This window comes from Rhodococcus sp. BS-15, assembly GCF_000813105.1.
In the GTDB taxonomy this organism is placed as follows: Bacteria; Actinomycetota; Actinomycetes; order Mycobacteriales; family Mycobacteriaceae; genus Rhodococcoides.
Map to the genome: position 1 here is coordinate 1 of NZ_BAOX01000031.1, position 16,138 is coordinate 16,138.

The window sequence follows — 16,138 nt, forward strand, 5'->3', positions numbered from 1 at the left end:
GCCTCTCGGGTGCTGGCCCTGTTGATCGCGGTGGTGGCCGTGGCGGCCGCGATTCCGGCGGTTCGATTGCTCATTGCCGGGGCATCCGATTCGGAGTCCGCGGCGCTGGCGGAGCTTCCGGCACGCGCCCAGGTGTCGATGACGGACGTCTCGGTTCTGCCGGCGATCGTCACCCTCGTCGGTGCAGTCTGCGCCTTCGCTGCTGCCGTGGTGTCGATTCGGAAAACGTTTGCCCCGCAAGTACTCTCGTCCAAGTACGACGCCCCGGCGGTGCGACGCGACGAGGTCGCTCGGCGTGCGCGCACCACGGCATCCGGTGCCGGTGTGCAGGACGAGGGAGAGGACCTCACCGAACGCATGATGTGGGACGCGCTCGACGCCGGTGAGGACCCTACCGACGAGTCCGGTACCCGGCGTTCGTCTGATTGAAACGGACCTCTACGCTAGATCCGACCCCGATGAGATTCCTCACATCGGACGTCGACGCTCAGAAAGGACTGGGGGCACCATGACCGTTCTCGACTCGATTCTCGACGGTGTACGAGCCGACGTGGCCGCGCGTGAATCGGTGGTCGATTTCGCCGCCGTGAAAGCAGCAGCGAAGGCAGCCCCGGCCCCCCTCGACGCGGCAGCTGCCCTCCGTGAGGACGGCATCGGCGTCATCGCCGAAGTGAAGCGGGCGAGCCCGTCCAAGGGAGCTCTTGCAGACATCGGTGATCCGGCCGTTCTTGCCCGCGCGTACGAGCAGGGCGGCGCTCGCATCATCAGCGTTCTGACCGAGGAGCGTCGGTTCCACGGGTCACTCGCAGACCTCGACGCAGTCCGTGCCGCCGTCTCGATTCCCGTGCTGCGCAAGGACTTCATCGTCGGTCCGTACCAGATTCACGAGGCTCGGGCGCACGGTGCAGACGTGATCCTGCTGATCGTCGCGGCGCTCGAGCAGGACGCATTGACGTCGTTGCTCGACCGCACCGAGTCGCTGGGTATGACGGCGCTGGTCGAGGTGCACACCGAGGCCGAGGCGGATCGCGCCCTCGAGGCCGGTGCCAGCGTCATCGGTATCAACGCCCGCAATCTGAAGACACTCGAGATCGATCGTGACAGCTTCGGCCGCATCGCGCCCGGGTTGCCCAGCGAGATCATTCGCATCGCGGAGTCCGGGGTGCGTGGCACTGCAGATCTGCTCGCCTACGCCGGTGCCGGTGCCGACGCGGTACTCGTCGGCGAGGGTTTGGTCACCGCAGGCGATCCGCGCACGGCCGTCTCGGACCTGGTGACGGCGGGAACGCATCCGTCCTGCCCCAAGCCCGCACGCTGACCCGAGCGCGGCGGCGGTCCGCCGTTGGGGCACACTGGACCGGTGAGCACCAGCAATTCTTCTTCCATCACGGACGCCCCGCAGGCAGTTCGTTTCAAGGGCGCTGATCTGCCGCAGAGCAGCATCGGCCTCACCGATCGCAGCGCGCACGAGCCCGATGTGGGCGGCCATTTCGGTGTCTACGGCGGCAGATTCGTGCCCGAGGCGTTGATGGGTGTGATCGAGGAAGTCACCGCCGAGTACGAGAAGGTGCGCAGCGACAACGAGTTCCTCGGTGAACTCGACCGACTGCAGCGCGATTACACCGGTCGCCCCTCGCCGGTCTTCGAGGCGACGCGGTTGTCCGAGCACGCAGGCGGCGCTCGGATTCTCCTCAAGCGAGAAGACCTCAACCACACCGGTTCTCACAAGATCAACAACGTCCTCGGCCAGGTGCTCCTGGCCAAGCGTATGGGCAAGACACGGATCATCGCCGAGACGGGCGCGGGCCAGCACGGAGTGGCCACCGCCACGGCGTGCGCGCTCCTCGGACTCGAGTGTGTCGTGTACATGGGCGAGGTCGACACCGAACGGCAGGCGCTCAACGTCGCTCGGATGCGTCTGCTCGGGTCCAGTGTCGTGGCCGTGAAGTCCGGATCGCGCACCCTCAAGGATGCCATCAACGAGGCGCTGCGCGACTGGGTCACCAACGCGGACAACACGTACTACTGCTTCGGTACCGTCGCCGGACCACACCCCTTTCCGGTGATGGTGCGCGATTTCCAACGCATCATCGGCCTCGAGGCGCGGCAGCAGGTGCTCGCGTCCACGGGAAGGCTGCCCGACGCCATCGCGGCCTGTGTCGGTGGTGGCTCCAACGCAATCGGAATCTTCCACGCCTTCATCGACGACGCCGATGTTCGGCTGATCGGCTTCGAGGCGGCAGGCGACGGCGTCGAGACCGGACGCCACGCGGCGACGATCAGCGGTGGAAGTCCAGGAGCCCTGCACGGTGCGTACTCCTACCTGCTGCAGGACGAGGACGGTCAGACCGTCGACTCGCATTCCATCTCAGCGGGATTGGACTACCCGGGCGTCGGTCCGGAGCACTCGTACCTGCACGACATCGGTCGGGCCGAGTACCGCGGCATCACCGATACCGAAGCCATGAACGCCTTCAAGCTGCTGTGCCGCACCGAAGGCATCATCCCGGCCATCGAGTCCTCGCACGCCATCGCCGGTGCGCTCACCCTCGGCAAGGAGTTGGGCAAGGACGCGATCATCCTGGTCAACCTCTCCGGACGCGGCGACAAGGACGTCGACACCGCGGCCGAATGGTTCGGTCTGATCGACGGAGACGGCGAAGCGAACGTGGACGACGAAGCAGGTATCAAGCCATGAGCAACAACGACTCCCGCCTCTCGGGGACCTTCGCGCAGTGCCGTACCGAAGGGCGCGCAGCACTCGTCGGGTACCTGCCGGCTGGTTTTCCGACGGTGCCGCGATCGGTCGAGGTGTTCAAGACGATGGTCGACGCCGGATGCGACATCGTCGAGGTGGGCATTCCGTATTCCGATCCGGTGATGGACGGGCCCACGATCCAGGCCGCAGCAGATGTGGCGCTGCGAGCCGGAGCCCGGGTGAAGGACGTCTTCGCCGTCACCGAGCAGGTCGCTGCAGCGGGCGGAAAAGCGGTCGTCATGACCTACTGGAACCTCGTGCTCAAGTACGGCATCGAGAACTTCGCCCGTGACCTCGCAAACGCGGGTGGGCTCGGAATCATCACCCCGGATCTCATTCCCGACGAGGCGCAGGAATGGATCGAGGTCTCGAATCGCTACGAACTCGATCGAATCTTCCTCGTCGCCCCGTCGTCCACCGAGGAGCGGCTCGCCAGCACCGTCGAAGCCAGTAGTGGCTTCGTCTACGCGGCCTCGACGATGGGCGTCACCGGTGCACGCGACGCGGTGTCCTCGATGGCCCCCGCACTCTCGGCGCGCATCCGTCAACACTCCGACATTCCCATCGGCGTGGGGCTGGGGGTCCGCTCGGGCGCGCAGGCTGCGGAAATTGCCCGCTATGCCGACGCGGTGATCGTCGGTTCGGCATTGGTCAGTGCCGTCGACAAGGGACTCGACGCCGTGCGCGACCTGACGACGGAACTCGCCGAGGGTGTCCGTTCGGCTAACGTAGCGTCGTGACTTCGACCGCGATCCTGGCCTACATTCCCAGTCCGCCGCAGGGGGTGTGGCACGTCGGACCGCTGGCTCTGCGGGCCTACGCCCTGTTCATCATCATCGGCATCGTCGTTGCCGTCGTGTGGGGTGATCGACGCTGGGTGGCCCGAGGTGGAACCAAGGCACAGTCCTCGACGTCGCAGTCTGGGCCGTCCCGTTCGGTCTGCTGGGCGGGCGTCTGTACCACGTGGCAACCGACTGGAAGACGTACTTCGGTCCCGGCGGAAACCCGATCGAAGCGCTGTACGTCTGGAACGGCGGGCTCGGAATCTGGGGAGCGGTGTTCCTCGGTGGCGTCGGTGCCTGGATCGCCTGCCGTCGACGCGGAATTCCGTTGCCCGCGTTCGGTGACGCCGTCGGCCCCCCGATTCTGCTGGCCCAGGCGATCGGCCGCATCGGCAACTACTTCAACCAGGAACTGTACGGCCGCGACACCACACAGCCGTGGGGTCTGGAGATCTACGAACGGGTCGACGCCGATGGACGGCTCGATCCACTCAACGGAGTCTCGACCGGTTTCGTGGAAAAAGTGGTGCATCCGACCTTCCTGTACGAGCTGCTGTGGAGCGTGGCAGTCGTCGTGCTTCTGGTTCTCGTAGACCGCAAGTACACGATCGGCCACGGTCGACTGTTCGCGCTGTACGTGGCCGGATACTGCGCAGGACGGTTCTGGGTGGAACTCATGCGCGACGACTTCGCCACGACGATCGCAGGCATACGCATCAACACTTTCACCTCCGCCATCATCTTCGTGCTGGCGCTCGCGTACTTCGTGATCGCCACCAAGGGCCGTGAAGAACCGGCGACACTGAGATCGAACGACGACGTGGATCACGAGACTGCTTCCGAGGACGCCTCCTCGGATGCGGAAGGCTCGGGCCCGACGCCGATCGACGACACCACGGACGCAGGCACCGTGGACGAGCAGCCCACTCAGGCGTCCGACAAGAAAGCCGAGGAAGAAGGCAGTACGCGTGGTTGATTTCGACAAGACCCCTCAGCCCGACCCCGAACCGGATTCCACCGCCGATTCGAGCGACAGCGGGTCGAATCCGACCGCGTCGTTCGGCACGCCGTTCGACTACGACGCCACCGCCGAAGCGTCGCTCTCGGAGCCGCCCGGAACCTCGGAGTCCGCGCCCTCGCACGGTCCGACCGGTCCGACCGGCCCGGGGTGGGACACGTACTCCGGCATCGGAAACGGCCCGGGTTGGTCCAGCACGCCGAGCTACCCGGCGCGAGCGCGGACAGCAGTACCGACAATCCGCTCGGTGGATTTCCGGCACCCCCCAGCTACCCACAGCAGGGTTACGGTCAGCAGCCGAATTACGGTCAGCAGGGCTACCAGCAGCAGAACTACGGGCAGCAGGGCTACCCGCAGCAGAACTTCGGGCAGCAGGGCTACCCGCAGCAGGCTTTCGGCCAGCAGGGCTTCGGTCAACAGCAGGGTTACGGTCAGCAGGGCTACCCGCAGCAGGGTTTCGGCCAGCAGGTTTACGGCCAGCAGGGGTTCGGTCAACAGCAGGGTTACGGTCAGCAGGGCTACGGCGTACCCGCCGGCTATCCGGGTGGACCCGCGTTCGGCGTTGGCCCCGATGCACCGTACGGGCGCGATCCGGTGACCGGCGTGCCGTTGTCGGACAAGTCCAAGATCGTGGGTGGCCTGCTGCAGCTGTTTCTCGGTTGGTTGGGAGTCGGCCGCTTCTACATCGGAAGTACCGGTATCGGCGTCGCGCAGTTGCTTCTGTTCTTCGTCGGATTTCTCCTCACCGCGGTGTTCGGCCTCGGAGTGATCCTGCTGTTCGGGCTCTTCGTATGGCACGTGGCCGACGGCGTGCTGATACTGGTGGGCAATGTGACGGACGCTCAGGGGCGAAAACTGAGAGACTGATGCCCTTGCTGATACTGCAACGGACGTAAGGGAGCTCGACGTGAGTGACTCAGGTACATCGTCCTCGGACGGATCCTCGGGCGACGGATCCACTCCGTCGGAGCCGACCATCTCGTTCGACAAAGGCTCTCCCGCAGGTTCGGGTCCCGTGTACGGGGCTCCCGACCCGAACTACACCACCCCGAACTACAGCACCCCCAACTACGGCACTCCAGACGCCGACGATCAGGGGCAATTCGGACCTCCGCCCGGTGCCGGTTACCCACCACCATCCGACGGTTCCGGACAGTACGGTGCGCCGCCGCCCCCGCCGTATGCGGGCGGGCAGTACGGTCCCCAATACGGCGGTCCCCAGTACGCAGGCGGGCCCGGTTACATGGACCCGATGGCTCCGTACGGTAGGCACCCGGTCACCGGTGAGCCGTTCTCCGACAAGCAGAAGCTGACGGCAGGTCTGCTCGGCATTCTGTTGGGCGCGTTCGGAGCCGGGCGCTTCTATCTCAACCAGCCGGGCATGGCGGTGGCGCAGATCGCCGTTACGTGGCTCACCTGCGGTATCGGCGGGATCTGGCCGTTGATCGACGGCATCATGATGCTCACCGGCAGCGTGCGCGATCAACACGGTCGGCCGCTGCGCGACTGACGATCGTATTCGTCGCAGCCGGCATTCGCGATTGCATCGATGCCAACGCCAGCTGCTACGATTTCGACAACCGGGAGAGATCCCGGTTTCTTTCGCGGGCCAGAGCTGTCCCGGTGAATTCCCGACAGGCAGTTCAATTCGGCTCATCCGACCGTTTCGGTCGATTCGAGCCGACCAGCCGGCGGGGTTGCCGAGACTTCCGGTGCAGGTCGATGACACTGCACCGCCCTTCACGCACCCCACCGGCCTACGTGGAGGTGATCGTGGTGCTGTTTTCTCGGATGCCTGCGGAGCAAGGTCTGTACGACCCGAGCTCGGAGAAGGATTCCTGTGGCGTGGCGATGATCGCCGACATCGCCGGTCGCCGCTCCCACGCGATCGTCGCCGACGGGGTTCTGGCACTGGAGAACCTGGAGCATCGCGGAGCTGCCGGTGCCGAGCCCAACAGTGGTGACGGCGCGGGTATTCTGATTCAGCTGCCGGTCGAACTCCTCGCCTCCCTTGCACCCTTCGATCTGCCCGCGGCCGGAGCCGACGGGGACAACACGTTCGCGGCCGGGGTGTGTTTTCTGCCGCAGGGCATCCGTGAACGAGCGATGGCCGTCGAGCGCGTCGAATCCGTTGCGGCCGAAGAAGGTCTGGACATCCTGGGCTGGGTTCCGGTCGAGGTCGATCCCGATCGAGCCGACGTGGGCCTCACCGCCCTCGGCTGCATGCCGTACATGAGCTACCTCTACGTCACCGCCCCCGAGGTCGACGGCACGCGTCCGGCCGGTCTCGCTCTCGACCGGTTGGTGTACGGATTACGCAAGCGTTCCGAGCGAGTCACCCCCGAGATCGAGGCCGAGGGGTCGGGGCTGTTCTTTCCGTCGTTGTCCTCGCGCACCATCGTCTACAAGGGCATGCTCACCACGATGCAGCTGCCGCTGTACTTCCCGGAACTGCGTAACCCCTTGTGCAAGAGCGCCATTGCCATCGTGCACAGTCGCTTCTCGACCAACACGTTCCCGTCGTGGCCGCTGGCGCATCCGCATCGCTACGTTGCGCACAACGGTGAGATCAACACCGTCAAAGGCAACCGAAACCGGATGCGGGCTCGCGAAGCGCTGCTGTCGAGCGACCTGATCCCTGGGGACCTGGAGCGTTTGTTCCCCATCTGCAACCCCGATGCCTCGGACTCGGTGTCCTTGGACGAGGTGCTCGAACTGCTGCACCTGGGCGGGCGCAGCGTGCCGCACGTGGTGATGATGATGGTGCCCGAGCCGTGGGAGAACCACCGCACGATGGATCCACGGGTACGAGCGTTCTACCAGTTCCATTCGTCGATGATGGAGGCGTGGGACGGTCCGGCCTGCGTGACGTTCACCGACGGTAGCTATGTCGGAGCCGTGCTGGACCGCAACGGTCTTCGCCCCGGCCGCTGGTGGCAGACGGCGGACGGCCGTGTCATCCTCGCCAGCGAGGCAGGCGTGCTCGACGTGCCGCAGTCCGAGGTCGTCGCCAAGGGTCGCCTCGAGCCCGGAAAGATGTTCCTGATCGACACCGTCGCCGGACGTCTCGTGCCGGACGAGGAGATCAAACTCCAACTGGCAACCGAGCATCCGTACCAGGAGTGGCTGCATGCGGGCCTGCTCGAGATCAAGAGTCTGCCCGAGCGTGCTCACATCCAGTACAACCACGACTCGGTGGTGCGCCGACAGGTCGCGTTCGGCTACACCGAGGAGGACCTACGCGTCGTGTTGACGCCGATGGCCGCATCCGGGGGCGAGCCGCTCGGTTCGATGGGTACCGATACCCCGGCCGCAGTGATGTCGCAGCGGTCGCGTCAGCTCTACGACTACTTCATCGAACTGTTCGCGCAGGTCACCAACCCGCCGCTCGATTCGATCCGCGAGGAGATCGTGACCTCGCTCGCGCGGGTGATGGGTCCGGAGCAGAACCTGCTCGAGCCCACTGCGGCGTCGTGCAGGCAGATCGTGTTGCCGTGGCCGGTGCTCGACAACGACGAGCTCAACAAGATCATTCACATCAACGACGACGGCGACCATCCGGGACTGTCGGCCACGGTGTTGCGTGGGCTGTACGAGGTCGAGCGCGGCGGCGAAGGTCTCGCCGAGGCCATCGAGGAGTTGCGTGCCCGGGCGTCGGAGGCGATCGCTGCGGGGTACACCACGCTGATCATCTCCGATCGCGATTCGGACCACACTCGGGCCCCGATCCCGTCGCTGCTGGCCACCTCGGCGGTGCACCACCACTTGGTTCGCACCAAGGAGCGCACCAAGATCGCACTCGTCGTCGAATCCGGCGACGCGCGCGAGGTGCATCATCTGGCCCTGCTCATCGGCTTCGGTGCCGCAGCGGTCAACCCGTATCTGGCGATGGAGTCGATCGAGGATCTGGTCGGCGAGGGCGAACTCACCGGAGTCGAAACGACGATCGCGGTACGGAACTATCTGTACGGGCTCGGCAAGGGCGTACTGAAGGTGATGTCGAAGATGGGCATCTCCACCGTCGGGTCCTACACCGGCGCACAGGTTTTCGAGGCCGTCGGTCTCGACCGCGAGGTGGTGCGCGAGTACTTCAAAGGCACGGTCAGCAAGCTCGGCGGCGTCGGTCTCGACGTGCTCGCCGAGGAGGTCAAGCTACGCCATCGTCGGGCGTACCCCGAGAATCCGACCGACCGTGTCCATCGCCGGTTGGAGATCGGCGGCGAATACCAGTTCCGGCGCGAAGGCGAGCTGCACCTTTTCACCCCCGAGACGGTGTTCCTGCTGCAGCACGCAACGCGTACCGGCCGATACGACGTGTTCCAGAAGTACACCGACGAGGTGGACCGGCTCGCTCGCGAAGGCGGTGCACTGCGCGGTCTGTTCGAGTTCAAGGACGGTGTCAGGCCGCCGGTTCCGCTCGACGAGGTGGAATCGGTCGAGTCGATCGTCACGCGGTTCAACACCGGCGCGATGAGCTACGGATCGATCTCCGCCGAGGCGCACGAGACGATGGCCGTCGCGATGAACAATCTCGGCGGACGGTCCAACTCGGGTGAGGGCGGCGAGGACGTCGACCGGCTCTACGACCCGACGCGGCGCAGTGCCGTCAAGCAGGTCGCCAGTGGTCGGTTCGGTGTCACCAGCGACTACCTGGTCAATGCCACGGACATTCAGATCAAGATGGCGCAGGGTGCCAAGCCGGGCGAGGGCGGTCAGCTGCCCGGCTACAAGGTGTATCCGTGGGTGGCCAAGACCCGACATTCGACGCCCGGTGTCGGCCTCATCTCGCCGCCCCCGCACCACGACATCTACTCGATCGAGGATCTCGCACAGCTGATCCACGATCTCAAGAACGCCAACGAGAAGGCTCGCGTACACGTCAAACTCGTCAGTTCCGTCGGCGTCGGCACGGTGGCGACGGGCGTGAGCAAGGCACACGCCGATGTCGTCCTGATCTCCGGATACGACGGCGGAACCGGTGCTGCGCCGTTGACATCGCTCAAGCATGCAGGCGCTCCGTGGGAGATCGGCCTCGCCGACGCCCAGCAGACGCTGGTGCTCAACGGCCTACGCGATCGCATCACGGTGCAGTGCGACGGCGGCATGCGCACCGGACGCGACGTCATCGTTGCGGCGCTGCTCGGCGCGGAGGAGTTCGGGTTCTCGACGGCCCCGCTGATCGTGGCGGGATGCATCATGATGCGCGTCTGCCACCTCGACACCTGCCCGGTCGGTGTCGCGACGCAGAACCCGGAGCTGCGCAAGCGGTTCACCGGCAAGCCCGAGTTCCTCGAGGACTTCTTCAAGTTCATCGCCGAGGATGTGCGAAAGTACCTCGCGCAGCTCGGTTTCCGGAGTATCGACGAGGCGGTCGGTCACGCCGACGTGCTCGAGACGGCAGCCGGAGTGGCGCACTGGAAGAGCAAGGGACTCGATCTCGCGCCGATCTTCGCGATGCCCGTCGACCGACACGGTGCCCCGATGACGCAGCGTCGACGTCTCCGAGCGCAGGATCACGGTCTGGATCTCGCGCTGGATCGGACGCTGATCCAACTGGCCGAGGGAGCGCTCGAGGACGCCCATCCGGTGAAGCTCGAGCTGCCGGTACGCAACGTCAATCGCACGGTCGGAACGCTCCTGGGGTCCGAGGTCACCCGGCGCTACGGCGCGGTCGGGTTGCCGGACGACACCATTCGCATCGCGTTCACCGGATCCGCCGGTCAGTCTCTCGGGGCCTTCCTGCCGCCGGGGATCACGATCGACCTGGTCGGTGACGCGAACGACTATGTCGGTAAGGGATTGTCGGGCGGCCGAATAGTCGTGCGGCCCGCTGACGATGCGCCGTTCGTCGCAGAGGACAACGTGATCGCAGGAAACACGATTCTCTACGGTGCCACCTCGGGTGAGGTGTACCTGCGCGGTAAGGCAGGGGAGCGGTTCGCGGTCCGTAACTCGGGAGCGATCGCGGTGAACGAGGGCGTAGGCGACCACGCGTTCGAGTACATGACCGGCGGTCGTGTCGTGGTGCTCGGGCCCACCGGTCGCAACATGGCGGCGGGTATGTCCGGCGGCATCGCGTTCGTCCTCGGTCTCGATCCGGCGGACGTGAACATGGCGATGGTCGAACTGCAGGTGCCCAACCCGGACGATCTGGTGTGGCTGCGTGAGACCGTCGAGAATCATCAGCGCTGGACCGGTTCTACCGTCGCGACCTCGTTGCTGGCCGACTGGCCCCGCAGGTCCGCGTTGTTCACCAAAGTCATGCCCGTCGACTACCAGCGAGTGCTGGAAGCGACAAGAATGGCGCGCGCCGAAGGGCGCGACGTCGATGCTGCGATCATGGAGGCTGCACGTGCTGATCCACAGGGATTTCTGAAAGTCGTCAAGCGCGAGGCCGTCAAGCGTCCGATCGGCGAGCGCGTCAAGGACTGGAACGAGGTGTACTCGCACCAGCCCACGAGCGAGCGTGCCGCCGAGGTCTCCGATCAGGCGCGTCGCTGCATGGACTGCGGTATCCCGTTCTGCCACTCGGGAACTGCGGGCTGCCCGTTGGGAAATCTGATTCCCGAGTGGAACGACCTGGTGCGCCGCGGCCGCTGGGATGCGGCCAGCGACCGACTGCATGCGACCAACAATTTTCCGGAGTTCACCGGTCGGGTGTGCCCGGCCCCGTGTGAGTCGGCGTGTGTGCTGTCGATCTCCGAGGCGGCCACCGGCGGAAGCGTGACGATCAAGCGGGTCGAGCAGACCATCGCGGACCTGGCCTGGGAGGACGGCTGCATCGTTCCGCAGCCGCCGACGATCACCACCGGCAAGCGGGTCGCGGTCGTCGGATCCGGTCCTGCGGGATTGGCTGCGGCGCAACAGCTCACCCGCGCCGGGCACGACGTCACCGTGTACGAGCGAGACGATCGTCTCGGCGGACTGCTCCGCTACGGCATCCCCGAGTTCAAGCTCGAGAAGTCCGTGCTCGATCAGCGCCTCATGCAGATGCGCGCCGAGGGAACACATTTCGTCACCGACTGCGAGGTCGGCATCGACTTCACCGTCGAGCAACTACGCGAATCGTTCGACGCAGTCGTTCTCGCGGTCGGCGCTCTGCGGGCCCGTGACAATGCCGAGGTCATCGGTCGCGAGCTCGACGGTATCCACCTGGCCATGGAGCATCTGGTGCCGTCGAACAAGGAATGCGAGGGCGACGGTCCCACCTCCATCTCCGCTGCGGACAAGCATGTGGTCATCATCGGCGGTGGCGATACCGGAGCAGACTGCCTGGGAACGGCTCACCGACAGGGTGCTGCGTCGGTGACGCAGCTCGACTACAACCCTGCGCTGCCCGGGGCTCGCGACGAAAGTCTCTCGCCGTGGCCGTCGTGGCCGCTGGTGCTGCGCACCTCACCCGCGCACGCGGAGGGTGGCGTCGTGCGTCATCAGGTCGCCGTCCAGCGATTCCTCGGTGACGAGCGCGGGCACGTTCGCGCGATGGTGCTCGCCGAGGTGGAGGTGCAGCGCGACGCGGACGGTCGACGCATCGTCACGCCCATCGGGGAGGAGATCGAATTGCCCTGTGATCTGGCGTTGTTCGCCATCGGTTTCGAGGGCGTCGAGCACGGTCCTTTACTCGACGAGTACGGACTCACGTTGACCAAGCGGGGCGCACTCTCGTGTGGTCCCGATTGGCAGACCACGGCACCCGGGGTGTTCGTGTGCGGGGATGCGCATCGCGGTGCATCGCTGGTCGTGTGGGCGATCGCGGAGGGTCGTTCGGCGGCCAACGGTGTCGATGCTTTCCTCACCGGGCACTCGGAATTGCCGTCGCCGGTACACCCGACTGCACTGCCCCTGGCGGTCGTGTGACCCCCGTCTCTGAACCGGTACAGACCGTCCCAGCAGCAGGGTAGCGTGGCTACCGATCGGTAGTATTCGGGTGGATGCGTCTGCGATAGAGAACGCGGCGTCCAGCGGCTAGGCTCGCTTTCGTGAGCCGACGTACTAAGATTGTCTGCACCCTTGGACCCGCAACCGCAACCACAGAGCGCATCCGCGAACTCGTCGAGAGTGGAATGGATGTCGCACGACTGAACTTCAGCCATGGTGATCACCCCGATCATCAGGCCAACTACGAGAGGGTTCGAGCAGCATCGGACGCCACCGGCAAAGCCGTGGGCATTCTGGCCGATCTGCAGGGACCGAAGATTCGTCTCGGGCGTTTCGCCGAGGGCTCGACCACCTGGGCGGCCGGCGAGCTGATCCGAATCACCGTCGAAGATTGCGAGGGCACTCACGACCGGGTGTCGACCACCTACAAGGAGCTGGCCCAGGACGCCAAGGAAGGCGATCGCCTGCTCGTCGACGACGGCAAGGTCGGCCTCGTGGTCACCGGCGTCGAAGGCAACGACGTACTGTGCCGTGTCACCGAAGGTGGGCCGGTCAGCAACAACAAGGGTGTGTCCCTGCCGGGCATGGACGTGTCCGTTCCCGCCATGAGCGAGAAGGACATCGCCGACCTCGAGTTCGCCCTCGCTCTGGGATGCGACTTCATCGCGCTGTCGTTCGTGCGCTCTCCCGCGGACGTCGAACTCGTCCACGCAGTGATGGACCGCGTCGGCCGCCGAGTTCCTGTCATCGCCAAGCTCGAGAAGCCCGAGGCCGTCGACAACCTCGAGGCCATCGTGCTCGCCTTCGACGCGATCATGGTCGCCCGTGGTGACCTCGGCGTCGAGCTGCCCCTCGAGCAGGTGCCGCTGGTGCAGAAGCGCGCCATCCAGATCGCCCGCGCCAACGCCAAGCCCGTTATCGTCGCGACCCAGATGCTCGAATCGATGATCGAGAACTCCCGCCCGACCCGCGCCGAGGCGTCCGACGTCGCCAACGCCGTGCTCGACGGTACCGACGCGGTCATGCTCTCCGGTGAGACCTCGGTGGGTAAGTACGTGATGGAAACCGTTCGGACCATGGCCCGCATCGTCGAGACGGTCGAGACCGAGGGTGACAGTGTTCCTCCGCTGACGCACGTCCCGCGCACCAAGCGTGGCGTCATCTCCTACGCCGCTCGTGACATCGGCGAGCGCCTGGACGCGAAGGCACTCGTGGCGTTCACTCAGTCGGGTGACACCGTTCGACGGTTGGCTCGTCTGCACACCAAGCTTCCGTTGCTCGCCTTCACCTCCATCTCCGAGGTCCGCAGCCAATTGTCGCTGAGCTGGGGAACCGAAACGTTCCTGGTCCCGGATGTGGGTTCCACGGACGCGATGGTCAAGGAGGTGGACCGGGCGCTGCTCGAGCTGGGTCGATACAGCAAGGGCGATCAGGTCGTGATCGTGGCCGGTGCCCCTCCCGGCACAGTAGGCTCGACCAACTTGATCCATGTGCACCGAATCGGAGAAGAGGACCGGTAAGTGGTCGAAGCGGGGGGGAACCGGCGTCAGCGAAAGCGCGTCGAGCAGTACAGCGGTGAAGACCGATCTCGAGACGCTCCTCGATCTCCTCGCACTGGAGGAGATCGAGGAGGACGTGTTCGTCGGCGTTCACCCCGAGCAGGTGGGCAGCCGTACGTTCGGGGGGCAGCTCGTTGCTCAAGGCCTGATCGCGGCCGGCCGCACCGTCTCCGGTACCTCGCGGGACGTGCATGCGATCAATGCGCACTTCATCCGCGGCGGCGACGTCAAGAAGCCCATCGAGTACCGGGTATCTCGGCAACGTGACGGGCGCGCTTTCGCCAACCGTCAGGTCACCGCACTGCAGGACGGCAACGAGCTGTTCGTCATGCTCGCCGCCTTCCAGGATTTCGGTAAGGGGCTAGAGCACAGCGTGGAGGTGCCCGAGGTTCCGTACCCCGACGCACTGCCACCGCTCGGCGATCACTTCGTCGGGTACGAGGACCGCCTGCAGATGTTCGTCGACGCCCTCAAGCCGATCGACATGCGCTACGCGAACGATCCGGCGTGGATCATGCACGGCACCGGCGAGAAGCTCAACCACAATCGGGTCTGGATGAAAGCCGACGGCGATCTGCCCGACGCTCGATCTTTCACGCCGCGACCATGGGCTACGCGTCGGACACCACGGTGCTCGACTCGATCATCACCACCCACGGTCTGTCCTGGGGACTCGATCGCATCGTTGCGGCGACGGTCAACCATTCCATCTGGTTCCACCGCCCGTTCCGATTCGACGAGTGGGCTCTCTACGCCACCGAATCACCGGTCGCGGCCGGGTCCCGTGGCCTGGCCACCGGACGGTTCTTCTCGATGGACGGCCAGCTGCTGGCCACCGTCGTGCAGGAAGGTCTCATTCGGCACTTCCCGAAGCGGGAGCGGGCCTGAGGGCAGTCGACCACGCCTGCGTCTTCGCGGCGAGATCGAGCGAGGCGAGCGCAGGGCTGGTCGACGGTAGTCGAGTGAACGTCACGTGGGGCGTCACCGTCTTCACGTGGCGACGGTAGCTCTCGGCGGCCTTGGCTCCGTTGAAGAACACCCTGTCGATGCCGGGGTTCTCGTCGAACATCTTCTCGAAATCGTTTGTCTCGATGGAGGATTCAACGATCGCCGAATCCAGGCTTCCCTCTCGCGTGCACAGCTTCAGCACATCCCACACCGCGACGCCATGGCTGCGCAGACGCTCGGTGCGTTCGGCGTAGAGAAGTTCCGGGCCCGCACCGAACAGCGTTCCCATGATCGGCCAGAACGCATTTCGCGGGTGCGCGTAGTACTGCTGCGCGGCCAGTGACGCCACACCGGGCATGGAGCCCAGGATCAAGGTGGTTGCGCCTCGGCCGAGAATCGGTGCGAAGCTGTGCACGACGTTCATGACAGCGATTACAGCAAATCCCCGCGGACGCACCGGACGGGGGACCACAATGGAGGTCATGTTGGATCCACGCGTACTCGACAACAACGAACTCGAAGCCGAACTCGCCGCACTGCGTCGAGGTCGTGACGCCGCGATGGACGAAGGCGCGCGGGATGTCTCGACTGCCGACACCGACCACCTCATTGCGCGGTTCGAGGAAGAAATCCGCAAGCGGCACCAGGATTCGGTGTCCGATCAGCCCAGTGCCGATCTGCCCTGACCGAGGATCAGAACGGCGCAGGCGGCAGTCGCGGCGACCGTCCTGACGTTGTTCCATCGCGTCCATTTCTCGCGGAAGTTCTGCCAGGCCTCGGCACCCGCTGCGCTGCCGGGATCCACACCGGCCAAGGCGTCGTTGAGGGGGACGTTCGCAACGGCCGTGATCGCGAAGCTTCCGAGAACGTAGAGAACGGCTCCGCTCACGACGAGCACGGGTGAACCCCCACCGGCCGATAGGGTGAGAATCGCTGCGAGAGTGCAGGATCCGGCCGTTCCGAAAAACAAGCCGAGAAACACCGGATCGATAATCGCCTTATTGAAGCGCTGCATCGCGGCGATCGCGTCGGGCACCGGCAGTGTTGCCAGGCCGGGGAGCACGCTGATGGAGAAGGCGAGCAGCACTCCTGCCACCAGCCCGCATCCGACGGCGGCAACGGCGGTGGTGACCGCGAGCATTCGGTCCAGCACGGTGGTTCCCTTCGGTCGGCTATGTCCTGTTCTCCACTGTGG

General features: G+C 65.4%; 11 protein-coding genes and 3 pseudogenes. 12 read left to right on the forward strand and 2 right to left on the reverse strand.

Annotation, left to right across the window (positions count from 1 at the left end; all coding sequences use genetic code 11):
* From RHBS_RS06390 to RHBS_RS06435, 11 genes and pseudogenes are all read left to right on the forward strand, one after another.
* A partial coding sequence (locus tag RHBS_RS06390) for a Trp biosynthesis-associated membrane protein (RefSeq protein ID WP_187298397.1) occupies nt 1-429 on the forward strand: 429 nt, incomplete at its 5' end.
* Nucleotides 430-508: 79 nt separating this feature from the next.
* Nucleotides 509-1,318, forward strand: a complete 810-nt coding sequence (gene trpC / locus RHBS_RS06395) for an indole-3-glycerol phosphate synthase TrpC (RefSeq protein WP_037192691.1) — start codon at nt 509-511, stop codon at nt 1,316-1,318.
* Between the two features lie 42 nt (nt 1,319-1,360).
* Nucleotides 1,361-2,698 (forward strand): tryptophan synthase subunit beta, encoded by a 1,338-nt coding sequence (trpB, locus tag RHBS_RS06400; RefSeq protein WP_374700539.1) that lies wholly within the window; start codon nt 1,361-1,363, stop codon nt 2,696-2,698.
* Nucleotides 2,695-3,498: a tryptophan synthase subunit alpha gene (gene trpA / locus RHBS_RS06405; RefSeq protein WP_121869675.1), complete on the forward strand. Its 804-nt coding sequence runs from the start codon at nt 2,695-2,697 to the stop codon at nt 3,496-3,498. Before trpB ends, trpA begins: the two co-directional genes overlap by 4 nt.
* A pseudogene (gene lgt, locus RHBS_RS06410) lies at nt 3,495-4,516 on the forward strand (prolipoprotein diacylglyceryl transferase). The gene trpA and the pseudogene lgt overlap by 4 nt, the downstream one beginning before the upstream one ends.
* A gap of 228 nt (nt 4,517-4,744) precedes the next feature.
* Nucleotides 4,745-5,425 (forward strand): TM2 domain-containing protein, encoded by a 681-nt coding sequence (locus tag RHBS_RS06415; RefSeq protein ID WP_128645191.1) that lies wholly within the window; start codon nt 4,745-4,747, stop codon nt 5,423-5,425.
* A 40-nt stretch (nt 5,426-5,465) separates the two neighbouring features.
* The gene (locus RHBS_RS32090; RefSeq protein WP_374700540.1) at nt 5,466-6,068 is read left to right on the forward strand and encodes a TM2 domain-containing protein; all 603 of its coding nucleotides are present in this window, start codon (nt 5,466-5,468) and stop codon (nt 6,066-6,068) included.
* A gap of 266 nt (nt 6,069-6,334) precedes the next feature.
* Nucleotides 6,335-10,912, forward strand: a pseudogene (gene gltB / locus RHBS_RS06425) (glutamate synthase large subunit); the annotation flags it as partial.
* Complete coding sequence (locus RHBS_RS30285; protein WP_237669050.1) at nt 10,898-12,415, forward strand: glutamate synthase subunit beta; 1,518 nt, start codon at nt 10,898-10,900, stop codon at nt 12,413-12,415. The pseudogene gltB and the gene RHBS_RS30285, both read left to right, overlap by 15 nt.
* Nucleotides 12,416-12,537: 122 nt before the next feature.
* A complete protein-coding gene (pyk, locus tag RHBS_RS06430) occupies nt 12,538-13,956 on the forward strand; it encodes a pyruvate kinase (RefSeq protein WP_121869679.1) in 1,419 nt (472 codons plus the stop codon).
* Nucleotides 13,925-14,883: pseudogene (locus tag RHBS_RS06435) on the forward strand (acyl-CoA thioesterase). The gene pyk and the pseudogene RHBS_RS06435 overlap by 32 nt, the downstream one beginning before the upstream one ends.
* Here RHBS_RS06435 and RHBS_RS06440 read toward each other — a convergent pair.
* Complete coding sequence (locus tag RHBS_RS06440) at nt 14,849-15,367, reverse strand: DNA-deoxyinosine glycosylase (RefSeq protein WP_121869681.1); 519 nt, start codon at nt 15,365-15,367, stop codon at nt 14,849-14,851. The pseudogene RHBS_RS06435 and the gene RHBS_RS06440 overlap by 35 nt on opposite strands.
* A 58-nt stretch (nt 15,368-15,425) precedes the next feature.
* On the opposite strand from RHBS_RS06440, the gene RHBS_RS06445 reads away from it, so the two are divergent.
* Nucleotides 15,426-15,629 (forward strand): hypothetical protein, encoded by a 204-nt coding sequence (locus RHBS_RS06445; protein WP_141217065.1) that lies wholly within the window; start codon nt 15,426-15,428, stop codon nt 15,627-15,629.
* Here RHBS_RS06445 and RHBS_RS06450 read toward each other — a convergent pair.
* Nucleotides 15,605-16,096, reverse strand: coding sequence for a DUF1772 domain-containing protein (locus tag RHBS_RS06450; protein WP_121869682.1), 492 nt, complete (start codon nt 16,094-16,096; stop codon nt 15,605-15,607). The two genes, RHBS_RS06445 and RHBS_RS06450, sit on opposite strands and share 25 nt — an antisense overlap.
* Nucleotides 16,097-16,138 lie beyond the last annotated feature (42 nt).

Coding starts and splice junctions, on each gene's coding strand:
- trpC (WP_037192691.1), top strand. CDS start 509: ATGACCGTTCTCGACTCGATTCTCGACGGTGTACGAGCCGACGTGGCC.
- RHBS_RS30285 (WP_237669050.1), top strand. CDS start 10,898: ATGGAGGCTGCACGTGCTGATCCACAGGGATTTCTGAAAGTCGTCAAG.
- trpA (WP_121869675.1), top strand. CDS start 2,695: ATGAGCAACAACGACTCCCGCCTCTCGGGGACCTTCGCGCAGTGCCGT.
- RHBS_RS06440 (WP_121869681.1), bottom strand. CDS start 15,367: ATGAACGTCGTGCACAGCTTCGCACCGATTCTCGGCCGAGGCGCAACC.
- RHBS_RS06445 (WP_141217065.1), top strand. CDS start 15,426: ATGTTGGATCCACGCGTACTCGACAACAACGAACTCGAAGCCGAACTC.